Origin of the sequence: Metasolibacillus fluoroglycofenilyticus, from assembly GCF_003049645.1 — a bacterium.
GTDB lineage: Bacteria > Bacillota > Bacilli > Bacillales_A > Planococcaceae > Metasolibacillus > Metasolibacillus fluoroglycofenilyticus.
This window is the reverse complement of the sequence record NZ_PYWK01000001.1, coordinates 915,147-940,494: the sequence shown is the minus strand read 5'-3', so window position 1 is coordinate 940,494 and position 25,348 is coordinate 915,147. Positions and strand designations below refer to the sequence as shown.

Annotated in this window: 21 protein-coding genes; all 21 read right to left on the bottom strand. The window is 39.9% G+C overall.

The annotated features are described in order from the left end of the window. Positions 1-22: 22 nt before the first annotated feature. Entirely contained in the window at positions 23-937 is a 915-nt protein-coding gene (gene dapA / locus C9J36_RS04180; protein WP_066170183.1) for a 4-hydroxy-tetrahydrodipicolinate synthase, read from the bottom strand. A gap of 202 nt (positions 938-1,139) precedes the next feature. Beyond that, positions 1,140-2,180: an aspartate-semialdehyde dehydrogenase gene (locus C9J36_RS04175; RefSeq protein WP_066170180.1), complete on the bottom strand. Its 1,041-nt coding sequence runs from the start codon at positions 2,178-2,180 to the stop codon at positions 1,140-1,142. Between the two features lie 84 nt (positions 2,181-2,264). Then, positions 2,265-2,852: a dipicolinate synthase subunit B gene (locus C9J36_RS04170; RefSeq protein WP_066170177.1), complete on the bottom strand. Its 588-nt coding sequence runs from the start codon at positions 2,850-2,852 to the stop codon at positions 2,265-2,267. Further along, positions 2,825-3,613, bottom strand: coding sequence for a dipicolinate synthase subunit A (locus C9J36_RS04165; RefSeq protein ID WP_107942305.1), 789 nt, complete (start codon positions 3,611-3,613; stop codon positions 2,825-2,827). Before C9J36_RS04165 ends, C9J36_RS04170 begins: the two co-directional genes overlap by 28 nt. Beyond that, positions 3,610-3,873, bottom strand: coding sequence for a PRC-barrel domain-containing protein (locus C9J36_RS04160; protein WP_066170172.1), 264 nt, complete (start codon positions 3,871-3,873; stop codon positions 3,610-3,612). The genes C9J36_RS04165 and C9J36_RS04160 overlap by 4 nt, the downstream gene beginning before the upstream one ends. 309 nt (positions 3,874-4,182) lie before the next feature. Beyond that, a complete protein-coding gene (locus C9J36_RS04155; protein WP_107942304.1) occupies positions 4,183-5,409 on the bottom strand; it encodes a M16 family metallopeptidase in 1,227 nt (408 codons plus the stop codon). Positions 5,410-5,557: 148 nt separating this feature from the next. Continuing rightward, positions 5,558-7,672, bottom strand: coding sequence for a polyribonucleotide nucleotidyltransferase (gene pnp, locus C9J36_RS04150; RefSeq protein WP_107942303.1), 2,115 nt, complete (start codon positions 7,670-7,672; stop codon positions 5,558-5,560). A 161-nt stretch (positions 7,673-7,833) separates the two neighbouring features. Next, on the bottom strand, positions 7,834-8,103 hold the full coding sequence (gene rpsO / locus C9J36_RS04145; protein WP_042472014.1) for a 30S ribosomal protein S15: 270 nt from the start codon (positions 8,101-8,103) through the stop codon (positions 7,834-7,836). A gap of 219 nt (positions 8,104-8,322) precedes the next feature. After that, positions 8,323-9,267 carry a bifunctional riboflavin kinase/FAD synthetase gene (locus C9J36_RS04140; RefSeq protein ID WP_107942302.1) on the bottom strand — a complete coding sequence of 315 codons (945 nt, stop codon included), beginning with the start codon at positions 9,265-9,267 and terminating at the stop codon, positions 8,323-8,325. 6 nt (positions 9,268-9,273) lie between these two features. Beyond that, entirely contained in the window at positions 9,274-10,194 is a 921-nt protein-coding gene (gene truB / locus C9J36_RS04135) for a tRNA pseudouridine(55) synthase TruB (protein ID WP_107942301.1), read from the bottom strand. A gap of 572 nt (positions 10,195-10,766) precedes the next feature. Beyond that, positions 10,767-11,111 (bottom strand): 30S ribosome-binding factor RbfA, encoded by a 345-nt coding sequence (rbfA, locus tag C9J36_RS04130; protein WP_066170157.1) that lies wholly within the window; start codon positions 11,109-11,111, stop codon positions 10,767-10,769. A 27-nt stretch (positions 11,112-11,138) separates the two neighbouring features. Beyond that, positions 11,139-11,417 carry a DUF503 domain-containing protein gene (locus tag C9J36_RS04125; RefSeq protein WP_066170154.1) on the bottom strand — a complete coding sequence of 93 codons (279 nt, stop codon included), beginning with the start codon at positions 11,415-11,417 and terminating at the stop codon, positions 11,139-11,141. After that, positions 11,417-13,687 carry a translation initiation factor IF-2 gene (gene infB, locus C9J36_RS04120; RefSeq protein WP_107942300.1) on the bottom strand — a complete coding sequence of 757 codons (2,271 nt, stop codon included), beginning with the start codon at positions 13,685-13,687 and terminating at the stop codon, positions 11,417-11,419. Before infB ends, C9J36_RS04125 begins: the two co-directional genes overlap by 1 nt. A gap of 14 nt (positions 13,688-13,701) precedes the next feature. Further along, positions 13,702-14,010: a YlxQ family RNA-binding protein gene (locus C9J36_RS04115; RefSeq protein ID WP_066170148.1), complete on the bottom strand. Its 309-nt coding sequence runs from the start codon at positions 14,008-14,010 to the stop codon at positions 13,702-13,704. Beyond that, positions 14,007-14,285, bottom strand: coding sequence for an RNase P modulator RnpM (gene rnpM, locus C9J36_RS04110; RefSeq protein ID WP_066170145.1), 279 nt, complete (start codon positions 14,283-14,285; stop codon positions 14,007-14,009). Before rnpM ends, C9J36_RS04115 begins: the two co-directional genes overlap by 4 nt. A 115-nt stretch (positions 14,286-14,400) precedes the next feature. Then, positions 14,401-15,540, bottom strand: a complete 1,140-nt coding sequence (nusA, locus tag C9J36_RS04105) for a transcription termination factor NusA (protein ID WP_066170142.1) — start codon at positions 15,538-15,540, stop codon at positions 14,401-14,403. A 12-nt stretch (positions 15,541-15,552) separates the two neighbouring features. Further along, a complete protein-coding gene (gene rimP, locus C9J36_RS04100) occupies positions 15,553-16,038 on the bottom strand; it encodes a ribosome maturation factor RimP (RefSeq protein ID WP_066170139.1) in 486 nt (161 codons plus the stop codon). Between the two features lie 270 nt (positions 16,039-16,308). Beyond that, a complete protein-coding gene (locus tag C9J36_RS04095) occupies positions 16,309-20,637 on the bottom strand; it encodes a PolC-type DNA polymerase III (protein ID WP_066170324.1) in 4,329 nt (1,442 codons plus the stop codon). Between the two features lie 82 nt (positions 20,638-20,719). Beyond that, positions 20,720-22,429, bottom strand: a complete 1,710-nt coding sequence (locus C9J36_RS04090) for a proline--tRNA ligase (RefSeq protein ID WP_066170136.1) — start codon at positions 22,427-22,429, stop codon at positions 20,720-20,722. 356 nt (positions 22,430-22,785) lie between these two features. Next, positions 22,786-24,054, bottom strand: coding sequence for an RIP metalloprotease RseP (gene rseP, locus C9J36_RS04085; RefSeq protein WP_107942299.1), 1,269 nt, complete (start codon positions 24,052-24,054; stop codon positions 22,786-22,788). Between the two features lie 140 nt (positions 24,055-24,194). Beyond that, positions 24,195-25,340: a 1-deoxy-D-xylulose-5-phosphate reductoisomerase gene (dxr, locus tag C9J36_RS04080; protein ID WP_107942298.1), complete on the bottom strand. Its 1,146-nt coding sequence runs from the start codon at positions 25,338-25,340 to the stop codon at positions 24,195-24,197. Positions 25,341-25,348 lie beyond the last annotated feature (8 nt).

The window sequence follows — 25,348 nt, the reverse complement described above, 5'->3', positions numbered from 1 at the left end:
ACGAAAAAACCAGTGTGATGCATCACACTGGTAAAGTTTGACGAATTGCTTCAATTTTTGCTTGGTACGTATCCCAAATTTTATCAAAATCAGCTTTTTCTTCATCTGTCATTTCCATCATCGGCAGTCGCACTGCCAATGTATCAAAACCTAATTTTGTCATTGCATATTTAACTGGGGATGGGTTTGGTTGTGCAAATAACGCGCGTACTAATGGCAATAATGCACGGTGAATTTTTGCAGCTAGCTCATGCTTTCCTTCTTCAAATGCACGCATCATTAATTGCATATCATTGCCAACAACATGCGCAGCAACTGAAATAATGCCTGCTCCACCAATTGCTAAAAGCGGTAATGTTAAACCATCATCTCCACTATAAACTAAGAAATTATCCTTGCTATCCACATTTTCAATAATATCACCCATTTGATCTAAGTTACCGCTCGCTTCTTTAATCCATAAAATATTCGGAATTCTGCTTAAAGCAACTGACGTTTCATAGGTAACATTGACAGCCGTACGCCCAGGTACATTGTATAACATAACTGGTAGCTTTGTTTCACGCGCAATTGTTTCAAAGTGCGCATAAATACCACGTTGATTTGGCTTATTATAATATGGAGCAACGAGCATAATACCATCCGCTCCATTTTCCTCCGCTTTATGTGTCATCATGATGGAGTATGCTGTTTCATTATCCCCTGTTCCAGCAATAACCGGCACACGTCCAGCTACTTTTTCCACAGTGAAGCGTACAACCTCTATCTTTTCCTCTGTCGACATCGTTGGGTTTTCAGATGTCGTTCCACATGCGATAATGCTATCTGTCCCATTATCGATTAAATGATTAATAATTCGTTCAAGCTCCGGATAGTTAATCGTACCATCCTCTTTGAACGGTGTAATCATCGCCGTTCCAATTCGACCTAAATTCATCCTTCTACACCTCTTATCATCAATTACACCTCAGCTATAGATTTTCTTAGAAAGACTTCTGCTTCCTTTGAAAATCTATCATATGCCCGAGGGCTTTATTTTGATTCAGCAGATATGCTGCTTCCAAACTGAACTAAGTATTTTTCTGAAATTAATACGCTATTATATTTGCTGAATAAATTGTTTCCCTCAAATAGCTGAATCAAAATAAGTTTTCCTCTATCATTGCTTCAACAATTTGAATCGAATTTAGTGCCGCTCCTTTTAATAAATTGTCCGATACAATCCATAAATGGAAACCTTTTTTATTGTCTAAATCTTGGCGAACTCGCCCTACAAATACAGGGTCTTCTCCTTCAGCAAAAATCGGCATCGGATATTGTTGATTAGCAATATCATCTTGTAATACGATACCCGGTGCATTTTTCAGTACTTCGAAAATATCTTGCACTGTCGCTTCTTGCTCAAGTTCAATATATACAGATTCTGAATGTCCTGATACTACCGGCACACGCACACAAGTTGCTGCCACCTGTAATTCAGGCATTTCTAGAATTTTTTTTGTTTCATTAATCATTTTCATTTCTTCATACGTATAGCCGTTGTCTGTGAATTTATCAATTTGCGGAATGACATTGCGCGCAATTGGATAATGCTTTTTATCTGCTTTCGCAGGCAAAATATGCGCTTCAACATTTTTTCCAGCATCCCACTGTGCGCTTTGTGTCTGTAGCTCTTCAATTGCTGCAATACCAGAGCCTGATACAGCTTGGTATGTAGAAACAACTACTTTTGTTAAGCCAAATTTTTCACGAATTGGTTGTAATGCTGCGACCATTTGAATCGTTGAACAGTTCGGGTTGGCAATAATGCCCTTCGGAATATCCTTTAATGCTTGTCGATTGACCTCAGGTACAACTAACGGTACTTCTGGATCCATGCGGAAATGACTTGTATTGTCTACAACGATTGCTCCGCGCTTCGCTGCTTCAGGTGCTAGTGCTGCTGATACGGAGCCACCTGCTGAAAATAATGCAATATCTACCCCTTCAAAGCTTTCAGGTGTTGCTTCTTCGATTGTATATGACTGTTTATTAAATTCAATTTTCTTCCCTGCTGAACGTGCAGATGCTAGAAATTTTATTTGCTTAATTGGAAAATTACGCTTCGTTAAAAGTTCCATCATTGTTGAACCTACTGCTCCTGTCGCGCCTACGACAGCTACTGTCAATTGCTTCGTCATAATCTCATCTCTCCTCAAAACTAGTTACATAATGTTGGCTATTGTAACATAAAACCTTGCAGTTGTGTAGGATTAATTTGATTATTAAAAAAATTGTATAAATATTGGTTGTAATTGTTTTTTATAAAAAATGGCCGCATGCACAGTTTCGACCATTTTTGAAAAATCCGCGATGAGAGATGTTGGTTTTTGGATTGGATCATCTTGCCCGAACGGAATAAAATAAATATTTTTTGCATTTAGCAACTTCATAATATTTTGACCATTTAAACCGAGGGCGTCATTCGTTGAAACACCGATCACAACAGGAGAGCCGTTGCGTAAAGTTGCCTTTGCTGCCATTAAAACGGCACTATCGGTCGCGGCATTAGCGAACTTACTTATTGAATTCCCTGTCATTGGCGCTATAACCATACAGTCCAATGGATTTTTCGGTCCAAAGGGCTCCGCTTCCACAATGGATGAAATAACTTTTTGCCCTGTTGCTGCTTCTATTTTTGCTATCCATTCCTCCCCAGTGCCAAAGCGTGTCGCGGCATGTAAAACAGATGGGGTAATAATTGGTACAACTTCTGCACCTGCTTGCTTTAAATCTTCAATCTTAGGTACTACATCGGCGTATGTGCAATGCGATGCTGTAATACCTAATCCAATACGTTTACCTTCAAGCATTGCTGCGCCCTCCAATCTAATATTGCTGTCTTTAATAAATGCGCTGCATCTGTACTGAAATATTTCCCAGGTAATCCTGCAAGTAATGTATAATGCTCTACATTATCCGTTACACAGCCAGGTGCAGAAGCTAAATCATAAATTGGCATCTCAAATTGCTTACGCATTGTTGGCGTCAGCCATTTTGCTGGAATCGTATTAATTAGTGCTACGCCTTCAATATGCGGAAAATCGTCTAATAAGTATGATTCGTAGCCAAGTGCTAACGCCTCACAATGCTGGGCAACAGAGCGCACTAAAATAATGACGTTTGCCTGCATATTTTTTAGCATATGTGCCGTCATTTTAGCAACGCGCCCAAAGCCAGTAATTATAAAGCATTTATGACGCACAGCCTGTTTATGCTCATAAAAATAAGCTAGAAATGCCTCTGCTGTTAGTGCTGCATTTTGCCAAATAAATGCCTCCTGCTGCAAATAACGATGCACCGTATGTTCCTTTAAAATCACTTCCCATTCTGGCGCTAGCTTTCCAACATGCATAACTGCTTTTTGAATTCCAAGTACAATCTGCACATCAATTTGTAGCGGTTGAATAGGTAACACTACAACATCTGGATGAAACTCCAAAGCGGTTGCGTTGAGCTCCGCATCCCAACTTGTTTTATTTTTGTAAAAAATAGTTCGTTCCTCACTTGCTAAATTTTTAGCTAATACCTTCATTCTTTCGTCTGCACCAATAACTAACCAGCGCTCCGTCATTGGTCATAGCTTCTAAATGCGGTTGTAGTTTGATTAAATAAAATGCGGTCCTCTCCGATTAAAACGATTTCCTCCCAAGGAATAAATGCCGCTCCTGTTTTTCGCTTTTGAAACATCAGCCTCGATTGCGGCATAAGCTCAAAGCCGATAATCTTTCCTGTTGTCGGCTCAAATAAGCATTCTGTATCCGCCAAATAACCATAGCGAACACCATTTTGCATTTCAATTAACTCTTTGTCAGCAAGCTCTGATAAAAGCATATTCTCCCTCCTCTTCAGCGCTTCACCATACTATATGCATCGCGCAATTTGAACGTTCGCCTAAAATAGAATTTTCAACATACCTCACTGGACAATTTTAACTTCTTTCAGCAATGTTTTTTGCGACGAGTAACCGTAGGAGCACATATTTTTTGCAACGAGTAATCGTTGACACGCCTCGTGACAGTTTCAGATTAACTTCTATCTTAAACAGCTCCAAAAAAATCTGGACTAGAGTTAGCCAAGGCGTAATTGATAAGTAAAAAGCACTTGAAATCAAGTGAAAAACCTTGCTTTCAAGTGCTTTTTTTAGTTTTCTGGTCCAATTATTGCAATCGCTGGTTCCTGCAATAAAATATCTGTAATTAACTCATTGATTGTTTCCATTGAAATAGCATCAATTGAAGTAAGCACTTCATCAACTGAACGGTGACGTTGATGGATTAATTCATTTAAGCCATTTCGGCTCATATGGTCTTCTGTGCCTTCAAGCCCTAAAACAAAGCTGCCTTTGAGTTGCTCCTTCGCATTTTCTAGCTCTAGTTCAGTAATACCACCTGCTACAACATCAAGTAATGTCGCATCTATCGTATGCTGCATCTGACTTAGCTGCTGTTTGCTTGTGCTACCATAAACCGTTAATGAGCCAACATCTTCGTAGGATGTCTGATAAGAGTAGATTGTATAGGCTAAACCACGCTCTTCACGCACTTCTTGAAATAGTCTAGAGCTCATATTGCCGCCAATAATATTATTTAGTGCAATTAAACTATAAATATCAGGATTTTTCACACCAATTGCAGGGAATGAAATCGCCACATGTGCTTGCTCAATATCGCGCTCCTTAATGATTTCACCTGCTGAAAATACGGGATATGACAATGTTCGCTTCACTACACTAGCACTTGCCTGAAATTGCCCAAACAATTGCTCAATCGTTGCTAAAAGTCCATCTGAAATATTTCCCGCTACCGATATAACAATATTTTGTGGACAGTAATGCTTCGCCATATATTGACGAATCATTGCCTCATCAAAGGTTGCCAGCGTTTCGGCTGTTCCTAAAATTGGGCGGCCAAGGGCATCTGTTGGATACATAACAGCCCATAGCTTTTCATGCACATCATCATCTGGCGCGTCCTCACTCATATAAATTTCCTCTAACACGACTTGACGCTCTCGCTCAATATCTTCCGCTGTAAATGTTGAATTGAAAAACATATCTGCCAAAACGGTTACAGCTAGTTCGGCATGATGATCTAACACCTTCGCATAATAACATGTATTTTCCTTCGAGGTGAAGGCATTAATTTCGCCACCAATACGGTCGAATATTTCAGCAATTTGCTTTGCCGACTTCGTCTTCGTTCCTTTAAAAAGCATATGCTCTATAAAGTGTGTAATGCCATTTTCCTCCGGTAGCTCATAGCGAGAACCTGCATTGACCCATATGCCAACAGAAAGTGAACGCACATGTGGCAGTTGCTCCGATACAATACGTACACCATTTTGACATGTCGATACTTGCACTGTCATTGCTCTCCATTTCCCCCTTGCAAAAAAGCCGTCAAGAAAGTAGGCTAACGCACCACTTTCCAGACAGCCATTAATGTTTTTTTATTATCTGTCATGGGGAAACCGTCCCCAAATGATATTTTAGACGGTTCCACATTGGAGTTTTACTTTATTGCTGTTGTTCAGCTCGTTCTTTTTCTTCTTTAATCACTACTTTACGTGATAAATTCACGCGACCTTGGTTATCGATTTCGATACATTTCACTAGTAATTGATCGCCAAGCTTTAATACATCCTCCACAGCTTTCGTACGTTCTTCTTGAATTTCTGAAATGTGTAGTAAACCGTCTTTGCCTGGGAAAATTTCACAGAATGCACCGAATTTTTCGATACGTTTCACAGTCGCTAAGTAGTATTCGCCTACTTTTGCTTCACGTACGATGGATTCAATAATTTCTTTCGCGCGATTGTTCATTTCTTCGTTTGCTGAAGAAATATAAATTGTACCGTCTTGCTCAGTATCAATTTTCACGCCTGTTTCATCAATAATTTTATTAATTTGCTTACCACCTGGTCCGATTACATCACGGATTTTATCAGGATTAATTTTAATCGTAATAATTTTTGGTGCATATTTTGATAATGATTTGCGTGGCTCGTTTAACGTTGTCATCATATGCTCTAAAATATGCATACGACCAATTTTTGCCTGTGCTAATGCTTCCTCTAAAATATTACGTGATAAACCATCAATTTTAATATCCATTTGCAATGCTGTTACACCTTTAGCTGTACCGGCTACTTTAAAGTCCATATCACCAAGATGGTCTTCCATCCCTTGAATATCCGTTAAAATGGAATAGTGCTCGTCCTTTTTAATAAGACCCATCGCAATACCCGCTACCGGTGCTTTTAATGGTACACCTGCATCCATCATTGCTAATGTCGATGCACAGATTGAAGCTTGTGAAGTCGAACCATTTGATTCTAATACTTCAGATACGCAACGAATTGTATATGGGAACTCTACTTCATTAGGAATAACTGCTAATAATGCACGTTCACCTAGTGCACCATGACCAATTTCTCGACGCCCCGGACCACGTATAGGTCCTGTTTCTCCAACAGAGAATTGTGGGAAATTATAGTGATGCATAAAACGTTTTGATTCCTCAATACCTAAGCCATCAATAATTTGTACATCGCCTAATGCGCCTAACGTACAAATTGATAATGCTTGTGTTTGACCACGTGTGAATAAAGCTGAACCGTGTGTACGGTCAAGCAAGCCCGCTTCAGAGGATAGTGCGCGAATTTCATCAAGCTTACGGCCATCTGGACGCACTTTATCCTCAGTAATTAAACGGCGCACTTCATCCTTCACCATTTGATCTAAAATGCCTTTCACTTGCTTAATTGTTTCCTCATCAGCTTCCTGCTCTACGTAAGAAGCTAATACACGCTCTTTGACAGCTGTAATGGCATCTTCACGCGCATGCTTTTCAACTGTTTGAATTGCAGCATTCATATCTGCCTCACAAACTGCTTTTACCGCTGCTGTTAATTCAGGGTCTAACTCGTAAAGTTCGACCTCTATTTTTGCTTTCCCTACTTCAGCTACAATTTGCTCTTGGAAAGCGATTAATTTTTTAATTTCCTCATGACCAAACATAATTGCTTCTAACATAATTTCCTCTGGTACTTCTAAAGCACCTGCTTCTACCATGTTAATTGCATCTTTATTACCAGCAACAGATAAATGAATTGTGCTTTCTTCCATTTGCTCTGTTGTTGGGTTCAATACGAATTCATTATTAATATAACCAACATGTACACCTGCGATTGGTCCATCGAATGGGATATCTGAAATCGCTAATGCTAACGAAGAGCCAAACATTGCTGCTACATCTGACGGACAATTTGAATCATTTGACATAACCATTGAAATTACTTGTACTTCGTTTCGGAAACCATCTGGGAACATCGGACGAATTGGACGGTCAATTAAACGAGATGCTAAAATCGCGTTTTCTGATGGACGCCCTTCACGTTTAATGAAACCACCTGGAATTTTACCTGCCGCGTATAGACGTTCTTCATAGTTCACTGTTAATGGGAAGAAATCTAATGGCTTTGGTGATTTTGACATTGTGGCTGTTGCTAAAACTGCCGTTTCGCCGTAGCGAATTAATGCAGCGCCATTTGCTTGTTTTGCTAACTGTCCTACTTCTATTACGAGTGGACGGCCAGCCCATTCATAAGAATAGACTTTTTTGTCGTTCATCTGATGAACCCCTTTCTACTTTTACACCCTACTTCAGCTTTTTTTGTATGTACTATAGTTAGTGTATCAAAAATGTAGTTTCTATGCTAAATTTTTTTATTTTCATTGAAAGTTTTTATACATAAATAAAAAGCGGGAAGTTTCCCGCTTTTTATATGAGATTAGCGACGTAAGCCTAAACGTGTAATTAATTCACGGTAGCGTTGTACGTCTGTTTCACGAAGATATTTTAATAAGTGACGACGACGACCTACCATTTTGAAAAGACCACGCTCTGAGTGGAAATCTTTTTTGTGTGTACGTAAGTGCGTGTTTAATGCATTAATTTCTGCAGTTAACACAGCGATTTGTACTTCTGGAGAACCAGTGTCGCCTTCGTGAGTACGGTACTCAGCGATAATTTCGTTTTTACGTTCTTTTGTAATTGCCATTTGAAATGACCTCCTATAATTGAATTATCCCCTGTAGCACAGCAATCGTCAGGAGTAACGGAAAGCCGAGCTAAGGTTTAGTGCATATTGAACACTTTAGGAATTATATCATACTAGATAACAGCAAGCAACTATTTCAATCACACCTCTCGGCATCTATAGACTCTGTACCTTTACCTGTCGCCCTGTTATCGGTACAAAATTAATTTGCTGAAAGTGTTATACTTTACTCGCAAAGTAATTGATTGCTTCTTGCTTATCTAGCTCAATTTGTGTAATTAGCTCATCAATGCCAGCAAATTTTCGTTCGCTACGAATACGTTTATACCATCCGACAACAACTTCTTCACCGTAAATATTTTTATCGAAATCAAAAATATGCACTTCAATCGATAGCTGTTTTTCTTCTGGATTTTTAAATGTGGGTTTATAACCGACATTACAAACACCATTATACCACTTGTTTTGCACTAAAATTTGTACGGCATAAACACCTGTTGCTGGAATAAAGCAGCCCGCCATCGATTGTACATTAGCAGTTGGAAAACCGAGTGTACGTCCACGTTTATCCCCATGTACAACGATGCCCGGCACTTCAAATGCGCGACCAAGCAGCATGCACACTTCCTCCATATCGCCTTCTTTTAACAATTTACGAATGCGAGTGGAGCTAATTTTTTCATCACAGTCGCTCAGTTTGTCAATCGTTGTCACCCCAAAATCGCCGTTTGACAGCTCTTCCATTAAGCGCATATCTCCTTTACCGAAAGCTCCGAATGAATAATCAAAGCCTGCCGTTACATGCTGTACATATAAATCACGAATGAAATACTGCACAAATTCTTCCGGTGATAATTTCGCAAAATCAGATGTAAAATTGACAACAAATACCGTATCTACACCTAATCCTTTTAATGTATCTAGCTTTTGCTGAAGTGGTGTAATATAAAATACTTGCTCATTGCGAGCACCTAATACAATAGTAGGATGCGGGTCAAATGTCATTACAGCACTTTTAATGCCTAATTCTTGTGCCTTGCGCACTGCATGCTCGATAACAGCTTGATGCCCTTTATGGACACCATCGAAAAAGCCAACTGCTAATGAGTAAGCCGCTTCTGGTCGCTCTAACTGATGAGGGTATTTTAAATAAATGACTTCCATTAGTATTTATACCTCCTGCTCTATTTCAGGGAACATTTTTTCTGGTTTCATCATGTTTTCCTTTGTTGGATGTGCGATATAAATCGCCCTCGCAAATCCATTTTTTGCATAGACAATTTTCTGATGCTGCTTTAATAATGCATGCATTTCTAGCACTTGTCCATTAAAAATTTGCTTGGCATTCGTTTCATCTATTTCAATAAAAGGATAGCTTGTTAATGCATATTCAACAGGCAAAATTTTCTCAGAAATTCGCTCCTGCTCCATCAATTCCTGTACTTCAGCTAACGTTAAACAATTTTCCTTTGTAAATGTACCAGAGGCTGTGCGCACAAGCGCCTGCATATGTGCAGGATAGCCTAGCATCTCACCTATTTGCACAGCAAGTGTACGAATATATGTACCTTTGCTACATCTAATACGTATTGAAAACTGCACTTGCTCTCCTTCAAATACGTCAGCCTCATCTAACAATGTTAAATCATAAATCGTCACTTGTCGTGTCGGACGCTCAACCACTTGTCCTGCTCTCGCATATTCATAAAGTTTTTTACCATTCACTTTCACCGCTGAATACATGGGAGGTGTCTGCACAATTAATCCCGTTAATCGCTCTAATGCCCCCAAAATTTCCGTACGGCTAAATGATTTATATGTAGTATTTTGTTCAACTGTTTCCCCTTCAGCATCTTCAGTTGTCGTTGTTCGTCCAATACTAATAATGGCCTCGTACGTTTTTCCTGCATCTGTAATGTATTCGGCAATTCTTGTCGCCTGACCAATACAAATAGGCAATACCCCTTCTACATTCGGATCTAACGTACCTGTATGACCTACTTTTTTAGTTTTTAAAATTTTTCGTAGCTTAAATACACAATCATGGCTCGTCATACCACGTTCTTTCCATAATGGTAAAATACCGTTCATTGTAAAATCCCTCCTCAAAAGGAAAAGTCGCTAAATTAATTGTTTTAATAAAAAGGGGCTGTCCAAAAAGCCGTGCATAGCCTGCATTTTGGACAGTAGCGATGATGTTTCGCAAAATGTTGATTCCTATAAAGTGAACCTTCAATCAGTGGGGGGCTTCGCACACCCCCACTGATTGGTGATAGAGGAACACAAGCTAGAATCTTCGCATCCTGCGAAAACGCTTGTGTGACCAACATCGTGTTGGCCTCATTCTTAGTTTTTACAGGCTGTTTGATCCCCCACTTAAACATCTTGTTTTTATCTGCTGTTTTGAAGTGGGGGTCTTACAGCCTGCTCCTGCGGTTACTCGTCGCAAACAAATTTGTTAATACGGGATAAACAGAGAACGCCTCTTTTAAAAATGGGATGAACATTCGCTTTAGCAGTGTTATCCTTCAGTAAAAGGAAGCGATGAAAACATTTATTTTAATGCGGTGTCAAAACAAAATAGACTTTTCGGACAACCCCTGAAACACAAACGAAACGTCCAAAAAGCAGTGCTTTCGCACACTTTTTGGACGCCCGCTACTCTATTTATCTTCATGCAATGAACGCAATAAAGCATCAATTTTATTACCATATTCTACAGAAGAATCGAATTCAAATAAAATTTCTGGTGTACGACGTAGGCGGATACGTGAGCCGATTTCAGAACGAATAAAGCCAGCTGCTTTTTCTAATGCTTTTAACGTTTCTTCTCTTTCACGTTCGTTGCCTAATGATGTAATATAAACAGTTGCCTGCTGTAAATCACCTGTTACTGCAACATCCGTTACTGTGACAAAGCCTACACGAGGATCCTTTATTTTACGTCCAAGAATGTCACCAAGCTCTTTTTTCATTTGCTCGGCAATTCGGTTTGATCGTAGAGACATAGAAAGTCACCACCTTAACAAATTTCCTTATAAATATTGGCGAAGTAATTCTAGTTGTTCCCACTCAGGGTTGGATTCTAAATAACGGAGTGCATGCATCATTTCACGCTCAGCCGCCTCCTTAGAGGAGGCAACTGTTACAAGTGCGAGTCGCGTACGTTGCCAAACATTTTGATGGTCAATTTCTGCAACCGATACATTGAACTTTTGTTTTGTCCGCGTTACCATCCTTTGTAAGACGGAGCGCTTTTCCTTTAGCGAATGGGCAGTATGAATAATGAATTCAACTTCTGCGTAGACAATCATTATGCACGTTTAATTTCTTCCATTATAAATGCTTCAATTACGTCGCCTTCTTTAAGGTCGTTGTAGTTTTTAATCGTCATACCGCATTCATAGCCTCTTGCTACTTCTTTCGCATCATCTTTGAAGCGTTTTAATGAGTCTAACTCTCCTTCAAAAATAACGATTCCTTCACGGATAACACGTACACCTGCATCGCGCACCATTTTACCTTCAGTTACGTAAGAACCTGCAATTGTACCAACCTTCGATACGCGAATCGTTTGACGAACTTCCGCCTGACCAACGATTTTTTCTTCGTATTCTGGATCAAGCATCCCTTTCATCGCTTGTTCGATTTCTTCAATTACTTTATAAATAATGCGGTGTAGACGGATATCTACTCCCTCTTCCTCAGCCGCGCGTTTAGCATTCGCATCAGGGCGAACGTTGAAACCAATCACAATCGCATTTGAAGCTGCTGCTAATGAAATATCTGACTCAGTAATTGCACCAGCACCTGTGTGGATAATTTTCACATTAACGCCTTCCACATCAATTTTCATTAATGATGCAGCCATCGCCTCTACTGTACCTTGTACATCGGCTTTAACGATTAAGTTTAACTCCTTCATTTCACCTTGGCTCATTTGCTCAAACAAGTTGTCTAATGTTACGCGTTGTTTTTCAGAGCGTTGTGCTTGAATCGCAGTCATTGCACGTGATTCACCAACTGAACGAGCTGTTTTCTCGTCTTCGAATACAACAAATCGGTCACCAGCTTGTGGTACATCATTTAAACCTGTAATTTCAACTGGTGTAGATGGGCCTGCTTCCTTCACACGGCGACCTATATCATTTACCATCGCACGTACACGACCGTATGCATGACCTACTACGATTGGGTCACCGACACGTAATGTTCCATCTTGTACTAATAATGTCGCAACAGAACCGCGACCTTTATCTAATTGAGCCTCAATTACTGTACCGATTGCAGAGCGAGCTGGGCTTGCTTTTAGTTCGCCAACTTCAGAAACAAGTAAAATCATTTCTAATAATTGGTCGATTCCTTCACCTTTCAGTGCAGAAATTGGTACGAAAATCGTATCGCCGCCCCAATCTTCTGGAACTAAGCCATGCTCAGTTAATTCTTGCATTACACGGTCTGGATTAGCAGTTGGTTTATCCATTTTGTTAATTGCGACAATAATTGGAACCTCTGCTGCCTTCGCGTGGTTAATTGCTTCTACCGTTTGAGGCATTACACCGTCATCTGCTGCAACAACGATAATAGCTAAGTCTGTTACTTTCGCACCGCGTGCACGCATCGTTGTAAACGCAGCGTGACCTGGTGTATCAAGGAATGTAATTTTCTTACCATCCGCATCAACTTGGTATGCACCGATATGCTGTGTAATACCACCTGCTTCGCCAGCAGTAACCTTCGTATTACGAATTGAGTCTAAAAGCGATGTTTTCCCGTGGTCAACGTGCCCCATAATCGTTACAACTGGTGGGCGCTCGCGTTGTTCTTCTTCACTCACTTCTTGCTCGAAATGTGTTTCAAGGTCTGTAATATCTACACGTATTTCTTCCTCTACTTCCACACCATAATCAGCACAAATTAGCTCAATCGCATCTTTATCAAGCTCTTGGTTAATTGTTGCCATAACGCCTAGCATAAATAACTTTTTAATAATTTCAGATGGCTCACGATGTAATTTTTTTGCTAGCTCTGCAACTGATAATGATTCATAAAATGTGATTTTTTCTGGTAATTCCTTCTGTACAGTTTGTACAGGCTGTTGAGGTCCTCTATTTGGACGACGTTTACCACCGTGGATACCTGGCTTTTTGCGCTGTTGATAGCCGCCTTGATTATTATTCTTATTACCGCCGCTTTTACCACGACTATTTTGATTGTTATTTTGTGTCATATTTCGATTTTGGTTACCCTTTGTATTATTAGATTTGTCACTCTGTGACGCTTTGTTTTGTTCTACATTCGGAGCTTTATCCGCTTTTTTCATTTGTTGCTGCTTGGATTGTGAACGTGCTTCTGTTTGCACGTGCTGCGATAAGCCTTCTTTTTTAGCAGCTGACTTTGCAGGTGTTGCTTTTTTCGGTTCTGCTACTTGCTGAAAGACAGAATCAAGCTTTGTAATAGTTACAGCATCAAGCATCGACATATGGTTTTTCACTTCTATATTAAGCTTTGTGAGCTGTCCCATTACTTCTTTACTCGTTTTATTTACCTTTTTCGCATATTCATGAACTCTAATTTTGCTCATCTGCTCACCCCCGATTAATTTTCGTTGAGTAGACTAGACATTTTTTTCGCAAACCCACTATCGGTTATAGCTAATGCTACACGCGCTTCCTTTCCTGTAGCATGTCCTAGATCATAGCGATCTCCAAAAACATAAAACTCAACGTTGTAATACGTACATTTATCTTTAATCTTTTTTGCCGTATTGGCAGAAGCATCGTTTGCGAGGAAAACTAATTTCGCTCCTCCTGTACGCACTTCCTTTACGACTAATTCTTCTCCAGAAACAACTTTTCTCGCTCTGGCAGCTAGCCCTAATAATTGCAGTATTGCACTGTTCATCATAAAATAGACTCCCTGCGAATAAGCTTTAATAGCTCCTCGTATACATCTTCTGGAATTGCTACTTCAAGTTGTTTTCCTAAGCTATTTTTTTTACGTGCCTCTTCAACAGCCTGCTCCGTTTTAGAAACATAAGCTCCGCGTCCTGACTTTTTACCTGTTGTATCAACAGATACTTCGCCTTCTTTCGAACGTACAACACGAATCATTTCTTTTTTCGGATGCATTTCGCCCGTTGCTACGCATTTGCGTAAAGGCACTTTTCTTTGCATAGCCATCCTCGCTCACCTTCCCTCCAAAACTTCAGCACTTTCTGCTTGCTTACTCACAAGCACTTTTCCCGTCATGCTAGAAGAGTTGCTTGTGAGAAGCTAAACTATTTTCTTCATATGATTATTCTTCATCATCCTGATATAAATCATATTCGATATCATCATATGCTGCCGTATTGTTATTTTGTGGAACGAATGTGCTCGTTTCAGAAGGATAAATTCCTAATTCACGTGCATCTGTTTCACTTTTGATATCGATTTTCCAGCCTGTTAGCTTCGCTGCAAGTCGCGCATTTTGACCACGTTTTCCTATTGCTAGTGAAAGTTGATAGTCTGGTACAACAACTGTTGTAGACTTTTCTTCTTCATTTACTTGCACATCTAATACTTTTGATGGACTTAAAGCATTTGCTACGAACACAATCGGGTCTTCAGACCATTCAACAATATCAATTTTTTCACCGCTTAATTCATTCACAATTGTCTGTACACGCGCACCTTTAGCACCGACACATGAGCCCACTGGGTCTACCTCTGGATTGTGTGCGAATACAGAGATTTTTGAACGGTCTCCAGCTTCACGCGCAATCGATTTGATTTCTACTGTACCGTCAAATATTTCAGGCACTTCCATTTCAAATAAGCGACGTAACAAACCTGGATGTGTACGTGAAACAATTACTTGTGGACCACGTGTTGTACGCTCTACTTTTGTAATATAAACACGAATGCGTGATTGCGGTTTATAGACCTCACCTTGAATTTGCTCGTTTACTGGTAATGCCGCCTCTACTTTACCTAGTGATACGTAGATATTACGTGCATCTTGGCGCTCAATTGTACCGACTACGATATCATCTTCGCGGTCTACATACTCTTCATAAATTAAGCCGCGCTCTGCTTCACGAACACGCTGTGTAACAACTTGTTTCGCTGTTTGAGCTGCAATACGACCAAAATTACGTGGTGTTACTTCTTGTTCCAATACATCGCCAATTTCATATGCAGGATTAATCATTTTTGCATCTTCTACTGAGATTTCTAAACGATCATCTTCCACTTCTTCTACAACGTCTTTACGAGAATAGACGAGCATCGTTCCTTTATCTAGGTTTAAATCTACTCGCACATTTTGCGCTTGGTTAAAATTGCGTTTATACGCTGTTACTAATGCCGCCTCAATTGCTTCAATTAATACTTCTCTTGAAATCCCTTTTTGCACCTCAAGGGCCGTTAAAGCATCTAGTAAATCACTACTCATTTTTGTTCACTCCTAAATTTGCTTATCTGAAAAGTCAATCGCAAGCCTAGCCTGCGCTACTTTTTCTTTATCGATTTGTACATTGATTTTGCGTGTCTTAATGCGAATTTCCATTTCCAAACCTTGTTCAGTATATGCAGTTAAATAACCATGAAATTCTTTCATATCCTTCACTGGCTCGTATGTTTTCACATAAATATATTTACCAACTGCTTGAACAAAGTCTTGTTCTTTCTTTAACGGGCGTTCTGCACCTGGTGAAGATACTTCTAAATAATAATTTTGCTCAATCGGGTCCTTTTCATCCAAAATGACACTTAAACGTTCACTTACTTGTGCACATTGATCAATGTCAATCCCACCCTCTGGCGTATCGATATAAATACGCAGAAAATAGTTGCGACCTTCCTTCACAAACTCGACATCCACTAATTCAAGATTTAATTCAGCAATAATAGGCGTTACGAGCGCTTCAATAGTTGAAGTAACTTTGCTCATCATATCCTCCTCATATGTTGTTGTACTTTAAATTTATTTGCTTTATTGTTTGTTATTCACATTGCGTTATGAGAAATTGGTGTAACTCGCTGTCTGTACCATCTCAAAAACTTATGCTTCTGTAGCAATACCACTAATTTTAGCTTTTTTGTTGTTGTAAACAACAGAAAAGAGCGGGAGAAACCCACTCTTTTGCTGCGAACTATCAACAAATTGTTACACTTACAATAGCATACCTCGAAAACAATTGCAAATATCCCCACTTACTAGCTAGAACAACGAAAGCTGGTTGGCGTCGGGCAATCCTTCTAAACAGCCTAACTGGTCCATATACTCAATTAGCGTTTTCGATACGCGACCACGTCGTTGTAAATCTTCCTTCGATAAAAATTCGCCTTCCTCACGTGCAATAACAATTTGCTTCGCTACGTTTGTTCCAAGACCTGGTATAGCATCGAATGGCGGGATTAAAGCATTGCCATCAATAATAAACTCACTTGCTGTTGAACGATACAAGTCAACCGATTTAAAGTACATTCCTCGCTCACACATTTCTAGTGCAATTTCAAGCACTGTCATTAAGTTTTTTTCTTTCGGGCTCGCATCTAAGCCCTTCGCATTGATTTCATCAATTTTTGTCCGAATGACAGCAGGCCCCTGCTTCATGGCAATTAAATCGAAATCATCTGCACGAACTGTGAAATATGCCGCGTAGTACAATATTGGATGATGCACTTTAAACCATGCGATGCGCACTGCCATTAATACGTAGGCAGCCGCATGGGCTTTCGGGAACATATATTTAATCTTTTTACAGGAGTCGATATACCACTCTGGCACTTTGTTTTTACGCATTTCCTCTTCCATTTCATCCGTCAAACCTTTCCCTTTACGAACAGACTCCATGATTTTAAAGGCAAATGCGGGCTCCAATCCTTGATAAATTAAATACACCATAATATCATCACGACAGCCGATTACTTCCGCTAATACACATGTGCCATTTTTAATTAATTCCTGTGCATTGCCAAGCCATACATCCGTTCCATGAGATAAACCTGAAATTTGTACTAATTCACTAAACGTGGATGGCTTCGTTTCCTCTAACATTTGGCGCACAAAGCGTGTACCGAATTCTGGAATACCGAGTGTTCCTGTTTTTGTTCCGATTTGCTCAGTCGTAACACCAAGCGATTCCGTCGTACTGAAAATTTTCATTACTTCTGGGTCGTCTGTCGGAATTGTTTTCGGGTCAATGCCCGATAAATCTTGCAGCATACGAATGACTGTTGGGTCATCGTGCCCTAATATATCAAGCTTTAAAATATTGTCATGGATTGAGTGGAAATCGAAGTGTGTCGTTTTCCATTCAGCATCCTGTGCGTCAGCCGGAAATTGCACTGGCGAGAAATCATAAATATCCATATAATCAGGCACTACAATAATGCCTCCTGGATGCTGCCCTGTCGTTCTCTTTACCCCTGTACACCCTTGCACAAGCCGGTCTACTTCTGCCCCGCGGAATGTTAAATTATTATCACTTGCATAGCCTTTAACATAGCCGTATGCTGTTTTTTCTGCTACCGTACCAATCGTTCCTGCACGGAAAACATAGTCCTCACCGAATAAAACCTTTGTATAGTTATGAGCCTGTGGCTGATATTCACCCGAGAAGTTCAAGTCAATATCTGGAACTTTATCCCCTTTAAATCCTAAAAAGGTTTCAAAAGGAATATCTTGACCGTCTTTTTTATAAGGTGTGCCACATTGAACACAATCTTTGTTCGGTAAGTCAAAGCCTGAGGCAACAGACCCGTCAGCGATAAACTCCGAATGCTTACAGCTCGGGCAAATATAATGTGGTGGTAATGGATTAACCTCTGTAATTTCCATAAAGGTGGCAACTAAAGAGGAGCCTACTGAGCCACGTGACCCTACTAAATAACCATCTGCTAACGATTTTTTTACAAGCTTTGCAGAAATTAAATAAATAACCCCAAAGCCGTGACCTAAAATCGATTTTAACTCTTTGTCAATGCGTGCCTGCACGATTTCGGGTAATTCTTCTCCGTAAATGTGATGCGCCATTTCGTATGTTAAGTTTGTTACTTCATCATCAGAGCCTTCAATTTTAGGTGTATATAAATCATCTTTAATCGGCTTTACATCGCCAATCATGTCTGCTATTAATTGCGTATTCGTAACGACAACTTCCTCTGCCAAATCAGGACCTAAAAAATCAAATTGTGCAAGCATCTCATCAGTTGTTCTAAAATGCACCTTTGGCAAAGGATAACGATTAAGCGGATTAGCACCGCCCATCGAGCCAATTAAAATTTGTCTAAACTTCCCATCTGTTTCATCTAAATAATGGACATTGCCTGTCGCTGCAACGGGGATATTTAATTTCTTCCCGAGCTTCACGAGCCTGCGAATAATATCCTCTAAATTCCATTCGTCATGAATTGTTCCGCGATCAATCAGTTGCGAATAAACAGGTTTTGGATGTACTTCAATATAATCATAAAACTTTGCCACTCGCTCAGCTTCTTCAGGCGTTTTATTCATAATCGTTTCAAAAAGCTCACCATTCGAGCATCCTGAGCCAATAATCAAACCTTCACGGTATTTTTGTAAATCGCTCTTTTTCAATCTCGGTACACGATAAAACGTCTCTGTATGGGCAATCGAAATAAGCTTAAATAAATTTTTCAAGCCAATTTCATTAACCGCTAAAATAGTGCAATGTGAAGGTCTAGCCTGTTTATAGCTGTCATCTCCACCAACATAACGGTTAAAGTCATCATGATACTTAATGCCTTTATCATGCGCTTCTTTTAAAAGATGGAGCATTAGCTCACCTGTTGCCTCCGTATCATAAATAGCGCGGTGGTGCTGTGTTAGCTCCACACCATAGCGTTTACACAGCGTGTTTAGACGATGGTTTTTCAATGTTGGATTTAACATACGTGATAGCTCTAACGTATCAATAACAGGATGCTTATCATTACTAATGCCGTATTTTTGGTAGGCAACGTATAAAAAGCCAATATCGAATGAAGCGTTATGTGCCACAACAATGCTATCGCCAATAAATTCATGAAACTCACGTACAACATCTTCTACCTCTGGTGCGTCTCTTAACATATCATCGGTAATATGAGTTAAGTCAATAATATTTGCTGTTAGCGGCTTATGCGGGTTCGCAAAGCGTTCAAAGCGGCCAATCACTTGCCCATTTTGAATTTTGACTGCTGCGAGCTCAATAATCGTGTCATACACAGTAGATAAACCTGTCGTTTCGACGTCAAACACAACGAATGTGGCATTTTCTAGATTAATATGCTGTTCTTCATAGGCAATGAGCGCCGCTGAGTCGACTAAATTCGCCTCTACACCATAAATAATTTTAATGCCATGTTTTTTACCAGCAGCATAAGCCTCCGGAAATGCTTGCACGACAGCATGGTCTGTAATTGCTACAGCAGGATGCCCCCATTTAGCAGCCTGTCCAACTAATTTATCTACAGGTGTTACTGCATCCATTTGACTCATCGGTGTATGCATATGCAATTCAACGCGCTTGCGTCCTTCTGGTGCAAGGTCTTTTCTCGTTTCCTTCTTTATTTCTACAATATCACGTGCCATCACTACTAAATCGCGTGCGAATGTATCCATTTGTACAGAACCACGAACTTTTACCCACATACCTTTTGAAAGTTGTGCCATTAATTCCGCATCACTATCATCTCGCGAAAACATTTTGACTAAAATTGAGTCCGTATAGTCGGTCATTTTGAACTCTAATAAGGAGCGACCACTTTTTAGCACCTTGACTTCCGAAATGAAGACAAAGCCCTCTAATACGATTGAGCGTTCCTCTTCAAGCACCGTTCGAATTTCCACCGTTTCACTATCTTTAATTTGTGCCCCTAGCTGGAACGGTCTGTCACCTAGCACTGCATTTGGCGAATCTGCCTTGTCCTTCTCGCGCTTAGCAAAATCCTCCAATGCCTGCTGTGCTAATATGGCTTCTTCTTGTCTACGCTGCTCCAAAAACGCCTCGTGTGCCTGCTTCATTTCGTCTGATTGCTCTACTAATTGAAATTCAAGCGGTATAGACGGGAAGCCAAATTGCTGATAGCTTTCCGATAACTTATCCGTATATTTCGATTTTAATGACATTTGCTCTATTTCATGCATTGTTGTAGCAATCAATTTATGCCCTGTCCATTGCGGTTTTTGCCCCATCAATTGATTTTTCAATGGCGGCGACATATCTTCTAGCTGCCTGATTGTCGGCAGCCAATAATCTAGTACTAGCTCCTCTGTCACAACAGGTGCAGTCGCCTCAATCGTTAATGTAATCGTTGCAATATGTGAAAACTTCTCTGTTAAACGTGCAATAAGTAGCTGGTATACTTTATATGGCAGTATGTTTTGCAACTTAATGACGAAGCACCATATGCGATTTTTTTTATGAACAGATAATCTCGTTAGCTCGCCCTCTTCAAATAACGACATATAAATATCATCCGTTAGTTCTAGTTGCTGTAAGAGCATTAAAAACCTCGTTCTTGCCTCTTGTTCGTTGGTCATCATCGTCACCTTCCTCTAGCAAAAAAGAGCAGTCTAGAAAGGTCAAAAACTTTCTAGACAGCTCGTTCTTCTTTATATCATATCATTCGTGTGTGCGGAAAAATTCGCTTAAGCGATCAACAACCTCTTCCTTCGCCCATTCAAATGTTTCACCTGTCGCACGTACCTTTACTTCCACGATGCCCTCTGAAGCTTTTTTGCCAATTGTAATTCGAATCGGTAAGCCTATTAAATCTGCATCAGCAAACTTTACACCTGGTCGCTCTTGGCGATCATCGAATAGTATGTCATAACGGTATGATTTTAAAATACTGTAAAGCTCATCTGCCAACTGGCTTTGCGTCTCGTCCTTCAAGTTAACAGGGACTAAATGTACATCATATGGCGCAAGCTGATTTGGCCAGATAAAGCCATTGTCATCTTGGAATTGCTCTGCCACAGCAGCTAGTATACGTGATACACCAATGCCGTAGCAGCCCATAATAAATGGCTGTGCCTTCCCTTGTTCATCTAAAAACGTGCCGTCCATTTTAGCCGAATAAGTTGTGCCTAGCTTGAAAATATGTCCTACTTCAATACCTTCAGCAAATTTAATTGTACCATGACCGTCTGGTGATGGGTCTCCCTCTTGAATAAAACGAATATCTTCATAGCTATTAATAGCGAAATCACGCTCTGGATTGACATTTGTATAGTGGAAGCCATCATCGTTTGCACCCGCTACACCATTGCGAATCGTTTTTATCGCATGGTCTGCAATAACCTTTACTTCAACAGGTAGTTTAATCGGTCCGATTGAGCCTGGCGTACAATTCAATAAGTTTTTAATATCCGCTTCTTCTGCTAATTCTACAGAGGTAGCACCTAAAGCATTTTTCAATTTAATATCATTAATTTCGTGGTCACCACGCGCTAACACAACAACAAGTTCCCCATCCACATTAAACACTAATGATTTAATGCAGTTTGCTGCATCAACAGAAAGGAAGTTACTTACCTCTTCAATCGTCTTCGCATTTGGTGTCGCCACTTTTTCAAGCTCTTTTTGTGCGACACTACTCGCTTTATAATCTACGATTACTTCTGCCATTTCGATATTGGCAGCATAATCTGATGAATCTGAATAAGCAATTGTATCTTCACCAATTTTCGATAATACCATAAATTCATGTGTGCCTTTACCACCAATTGAGCCTGCATCTGCAATAACTGCACGGAAATTCAAACCAAGACGTGTAAAAATATTTGAATAAGCACGATACATATCCTCATACGTTTCATCTAAGCTCTCTCTTGATGCATGGAATGAATAGGCATCCTTCATAATAAATTCGCGACCGCGTAATAAACCAAAGCGTGGACGCTTTTCATCGCGGAATTTTGTTTGAATTTGGTATAGCGTAATTGGAAGTTTTTTATACGATTTAATTTCATCACGCACTAATGTTGTAATTACCTCTTCATGCGTTGGACCTAGTGCGAAATCACGTTCATGGCGGTCTTTCAAACGCATTAATTCTGGACCATACGCTTCCCAGCGACCGGATTCTTGCCAAAGCTCTGCTGGTTGTAATGATGGCATTAGTAGTTCAATTGAATTGATTGCTTCCATCTCTTCACGAATAATTTGTTCAATTTTTGTCAATACACGCTTCGCTAATGGTAAATAGGAATAAACACCACTCGCATTTTGACGAATAAAGCCTGCACGTAATAATGCCTTATGTGATTGGACATCCGCATCTGCTGGCGTTTCCCGCAATGTTGGAATGAATGTTAAACTTTGTTTCATATATAGTTCCACCTTTAAATTAATTATATAGATAGCTTAAACAAATTTTGCTTTAGATGCTACTATTTCAATTACACCTCTGCGTAATTGCGTCTAGATTTTTTCGAGCTAGCTCAAAAATTCCTCTTCAAAATCTGCAACATCCGCCGGAGGCTGAACTTCTTTCAGCGGGTATTTACACGCCCATTGATATGAGCCTAATGAATTCATTCATCTCGCCGCCTATAGGTGCTTGAGATTTCTGAAGCTATACCTGTTGCCTTGCTATCGGGACAAATAAGATTTGTCGCTACGTTCTCAGTAAAAAGTAATTTACTTGCGCGGTTATTCGTCGCAGTAAACATTGGTGAAAGATATTAAAAGAAAAACTTCTGAATATCGTTCCATGTTACGACAATCATTAAAATCATCAGTAACACGATGCCAACAAAATGCACAAGCCCTTCCTTTTGACGATCAATCGGTTTCCCGCGCAAAGCCTCAAAACCGAAGAATAATAACCGTCCGCCGTCAAGTGCTGGTAGCGGCAATAAATTCATAATTCCTAAGTTCATGCTCAGTGCTCCCGCCCAAAACATTAAATTAAATATGCCGTAGGATGTCGCTTCCTCCGTATATTTATAAATACCAACAGGACCTGACAGCTCATCAATCGACAATTGTGCTGTCACAAGCTTAATAACAGCTTTAAAAATCATTGTCGCTGTTTCATATGTCAGCTCTCCCGCGTAGGCTACAGCCTTTATCGGAGATTTTTCATAAGCTCGTGCCGCATAAATACCAATTTGTCCAACTTTTTCACCTTGGTCATTTTGTACAATTCTCGGTGTTAATTCAAAAGTTAATAGTTGACCGTCACGATTCACTTCCATTTGCATAGGTTGTCCCATTTTCGCTTGGATTGCTTGTGACAGCTCTTCCCATGTTGAAATACTTTTGCCATCAATTGCTGTTACAACATCGTTACGCTCTAAGCCAACAGCACTCGCTACACCGTCGTCTGCAACTTGTGCAATTTTCGGCAGCGATTCGTTTGTAGGCACACCTTGTAAAAGCCCCATCATTAAAAACAGGAAAAAGGCTAAAATAAAATTAAATAACGGTCCTGCAAAAATAGCCATTGAGCGCTGTCCGACCGTTTTCGCATTAAATGTACGGTCATAAGGAGCAATCATTGTTTCTTTGCCATTTTCCACAATCGTCGCCGTACGTGAAACATTGTAGCGCACTAGATTTTCATCCTCATCGTAGCCTTCAATCCATAGCTCATGCTCTAAATCTGCACGCTCAACTTCCATAAATAAAATATTCGGATGCTGGCTATTTTGATTTAAAACAATCTTCTCAACGACATTATCTTCATTCATTAATAAGCCAACACGATAGCCCGGCTGTAATTCAACCGAATCTAAATCATCGCCAGCCATACGAACATATCCACCTATTGGAAGTAAGCGTAACGTATAAACAGTTTCGCCTTTCGTCATACCAAAGATTTTTGGCCCCATCCCAATGGCAAATTCTCGTACCATAATTCCTGCGCGCTTAGCGAATAGGAAATGTCCTAGCTCATGGAAAAATACGAGCGAGCCAAAAATTACGATAAATGCAATAGCTGTTTGCATAATTACCCACCTTCATAAGCTTTTTATTAATTACTCCACAAATGTAACTTTTCCTTTGTTGCTTCTCAATGCTAGTAGCATAAGCATATTTATATGCTATGTTAAAACTTGGTGAAAAACATACTCATTATAGATTCATTCTATTTTACCATGTCTATAACCGTTTTTCTCGTTTCACTATCTACATGTAAAATTGTCTCCAAATCTGGTAGCAATATATTATTATGTGCAAGCATTACACGTTCAATAAGCTCCTCGATTTGTAAAAATGTTATTTTTTCTTGTAAAAACAACGAAACAGCTGCTTCATTTGCAGCGTTCATCGCTGTTAACATCGTTCCACCTGCACGTCCTGCATCATATGCAAGCTGCAATGCTTTAAAGCGCTCAAAATCAATCTCTTTAAATGATAATTGCCCAATTTGTGCTAAATTTAAACGCTGTCCACCTTGCACTGGTACACGCTCTGGATAGCTAAGCGCATATTGGATTGGCACGCGCATATCCGGCGTACCAAGCTGTGCAATAACGCTCGTATCATGGTATTCCACTAATGAATGAATAATGCTCTCGCGATGCAATAATACATCAATTTTATCGTATGACATGTCGAATAAAACATGTGCTTCAATCACTTCAAGTCCTTTATTCATCATCGTGGCAGAATCAATCGTAATTTTAGCACCCATTGACCAATTGGGATGATTTAAAGCATCCTTTACTGTCACATGCTGCAACTCTTCACGACTACGGTCGCGGAATGAGCCGCCTGAAGCGGTCAAAATTAAACGCTCAATATTGTTAGGATTTTCACCATTCATAGATTGGAATAAAGCGGAATGCTCACTATCAACAGGTAAAATCGGCGCATTATATTTACGCGCCTCTGCCATTACTAGATGCCCTGCAGTAACAAGTGTTTCCTTATTCGCAATGGCAATCGTTTTCCCCATGCGAATCGCTGCTAAAGTAGCTTCTAAGCCGACGCTACCTAATACGGCATTAAGTAATACCGCTGTTTCTGGATGTGTGGCTACTTCCACAAGCCCTTTTGCACCATAGGTAATCTCAATATGTGGATATTCCTGTTGTAAGCGACGTGCATCCTCGGCATCTTGAACAGATACAAGCTGTGGCTGCAATTCATTTATAATTTGCTTTGTTGCCTCTATGTTTCGTCCTGAAGATACTGCAACAAGCTGAAAAGTCTCTTTTTGTGCTTTTAAAATATCAATCGTTTGTAAACCAATAGAGCCTGTTGCTCCTAATAAGCTAATTTTTTTCAACTTCTTTA

What these genes read in the sequence shown, in the direction of transcription:
- C9J36_RS04140 (WP_107942302.1), bottom strand. Translation starts at nt 9,267, where the DNA reads ATGGAAGTCATTTATTTAAAATACCCTCATCAGTTAGAGCGACCAGAA.
- rpsO (WP_042472014.1), bottom strand. Translation starts at nt 8,103, where the DNA reads ATGGCAATTACAAAAGAACGTAAAAACGAAATTATCGCTGAGTACCGT.
- rseP (WP_107942299.1), bottom strand. Translation starts at nt 24,054, where the DNA reads ATGCAAACAGCTATTGCATTTATCGTAATTTTTGGCTCGCTCGTATTT.
- C9J36_RS04090 (WP_066170136.1), bottom strand. Translation starts at nt 22,429, where the DNA reads ATGAAACAAAGTTTAACATTCATTCCAACATTGCGGGAAACGCCAGCA.
- C9J36_RS04155 (WP_107942304.1), bottom strand. Translation starts at nt 5,409, where the DNA reads ATGACAGTGCAAGTATCGACATGTCAAAATGGTGTACGTATTGTATCG.
- dapA (WP_066170183.1), bottom strand. Translation starts at nt 937, where the DNA reads ATGAATTTAGGTCGAATTGGAACGGCGATGATTACACCGTTCAAAGAG.
- rimP (WP_066170139.1), bottom strand. Translation starts at nt 16,038, where the DNA reads ATGAGCAAAGTTACTTCAACTATTGAAGCGCTCGTAACGCCTATTATT.
- C9J36_RS04175 (WP_066170180.1), bottom strand. Translation starts at nt 2,180, where the DNA reads ATGACGAAGCAATTGACAGTAGCTGTCGTAGGCGCGACAGGAGCAGTA.
- rbfA (WP_066170157.1), bottom strand. Translation starts at nt 11,111, where the DNA reads ATGTCTCTACGATCAAACCGAATTGCCGAGCAAATGAAAAAAGAGCTT.
- pnp (WP_107942303.1), bottom strand. Translation starts at nt 7,672, where the DNA reads ATGAACGACAAAAAAGTCTATTCTTATGAATGGGCTGGCCGTCCACTC.
- nusA (WP_066170142.1), bottom strand. Translation starts at nt 15,540, where the DNA reads ATGAGTAGTGATTTACTAGATGCTTTAACGGCCCTTGAGGTGCAAAAA.
- truB (WP_107942301.1), bottom strand. Translation starts at nt 10,194, where the DNA reads ATGAACGGTATTTTACCATTATGGAAAGAACGTGGTATGACGAGCCAT.
- infB (WP_107942300.1), bottom strand. Translation starts at nt 13,687, where the DNA reads ATGAGCAAAATTAGAGTTCATGAATATGCGAAAAAGGTAAATAAAACG.
- rnpM (WP_066170145.1), bottom strand. Translation starts at nt 14,285, where the DNA reads ATGGCTATGCAAAGAAAAGTGCCTTTACGCAAATGCGTAGCAACGGGC.
- C9J36_RS04165 (WP_107942305.1), bottom strand. Translation starts at nt 3,613, where the DNA reads ATGACGGAGCGCTGGTTAGTTATTGGTGCAGACGAAAGAATGAAGGTA.
- C9J36_RS04160 (WP_066170172.1), bottom strand. Translation starts at nt 3,873, where the DNA reads ATGCTTTTATCAGAGCTTGCTGACAAAGAGTTAATTGAAATGCAAAAT.
- C9J36_RS04125 (WP_066170154.1), bottom strand. Translation starts at nt 11,417, where the DNA reads ATGATTGTCTACGCAGAAGTTGAATTCATTATTCATACTGCCCATTCG.
- C9J36_RS04095 (WP_066170324.1), bottom strand. Translation starts at nt 20,637, where the DNA reads ATGACCAACGAACAAGAGGCAAGAACGAGGTTTTTAATGCTCTTACAG.
- C9J36_RS04115 (WP_066170148.1), bottom strand. Translation starts at nt 14,010, where the DNA reads ATGATGAACAGTGCAATACTGCAATTATTAGGGCTAGCTGCCAGAGCG.
- C9J36_RS04170 (WP_066170177.1), bottom strand. Translation starts at nt 2,852, where the DNA reads ATGCTTGAAGGTAAACGTATTGGATTAGGTATTACAGCATCGCATTGC.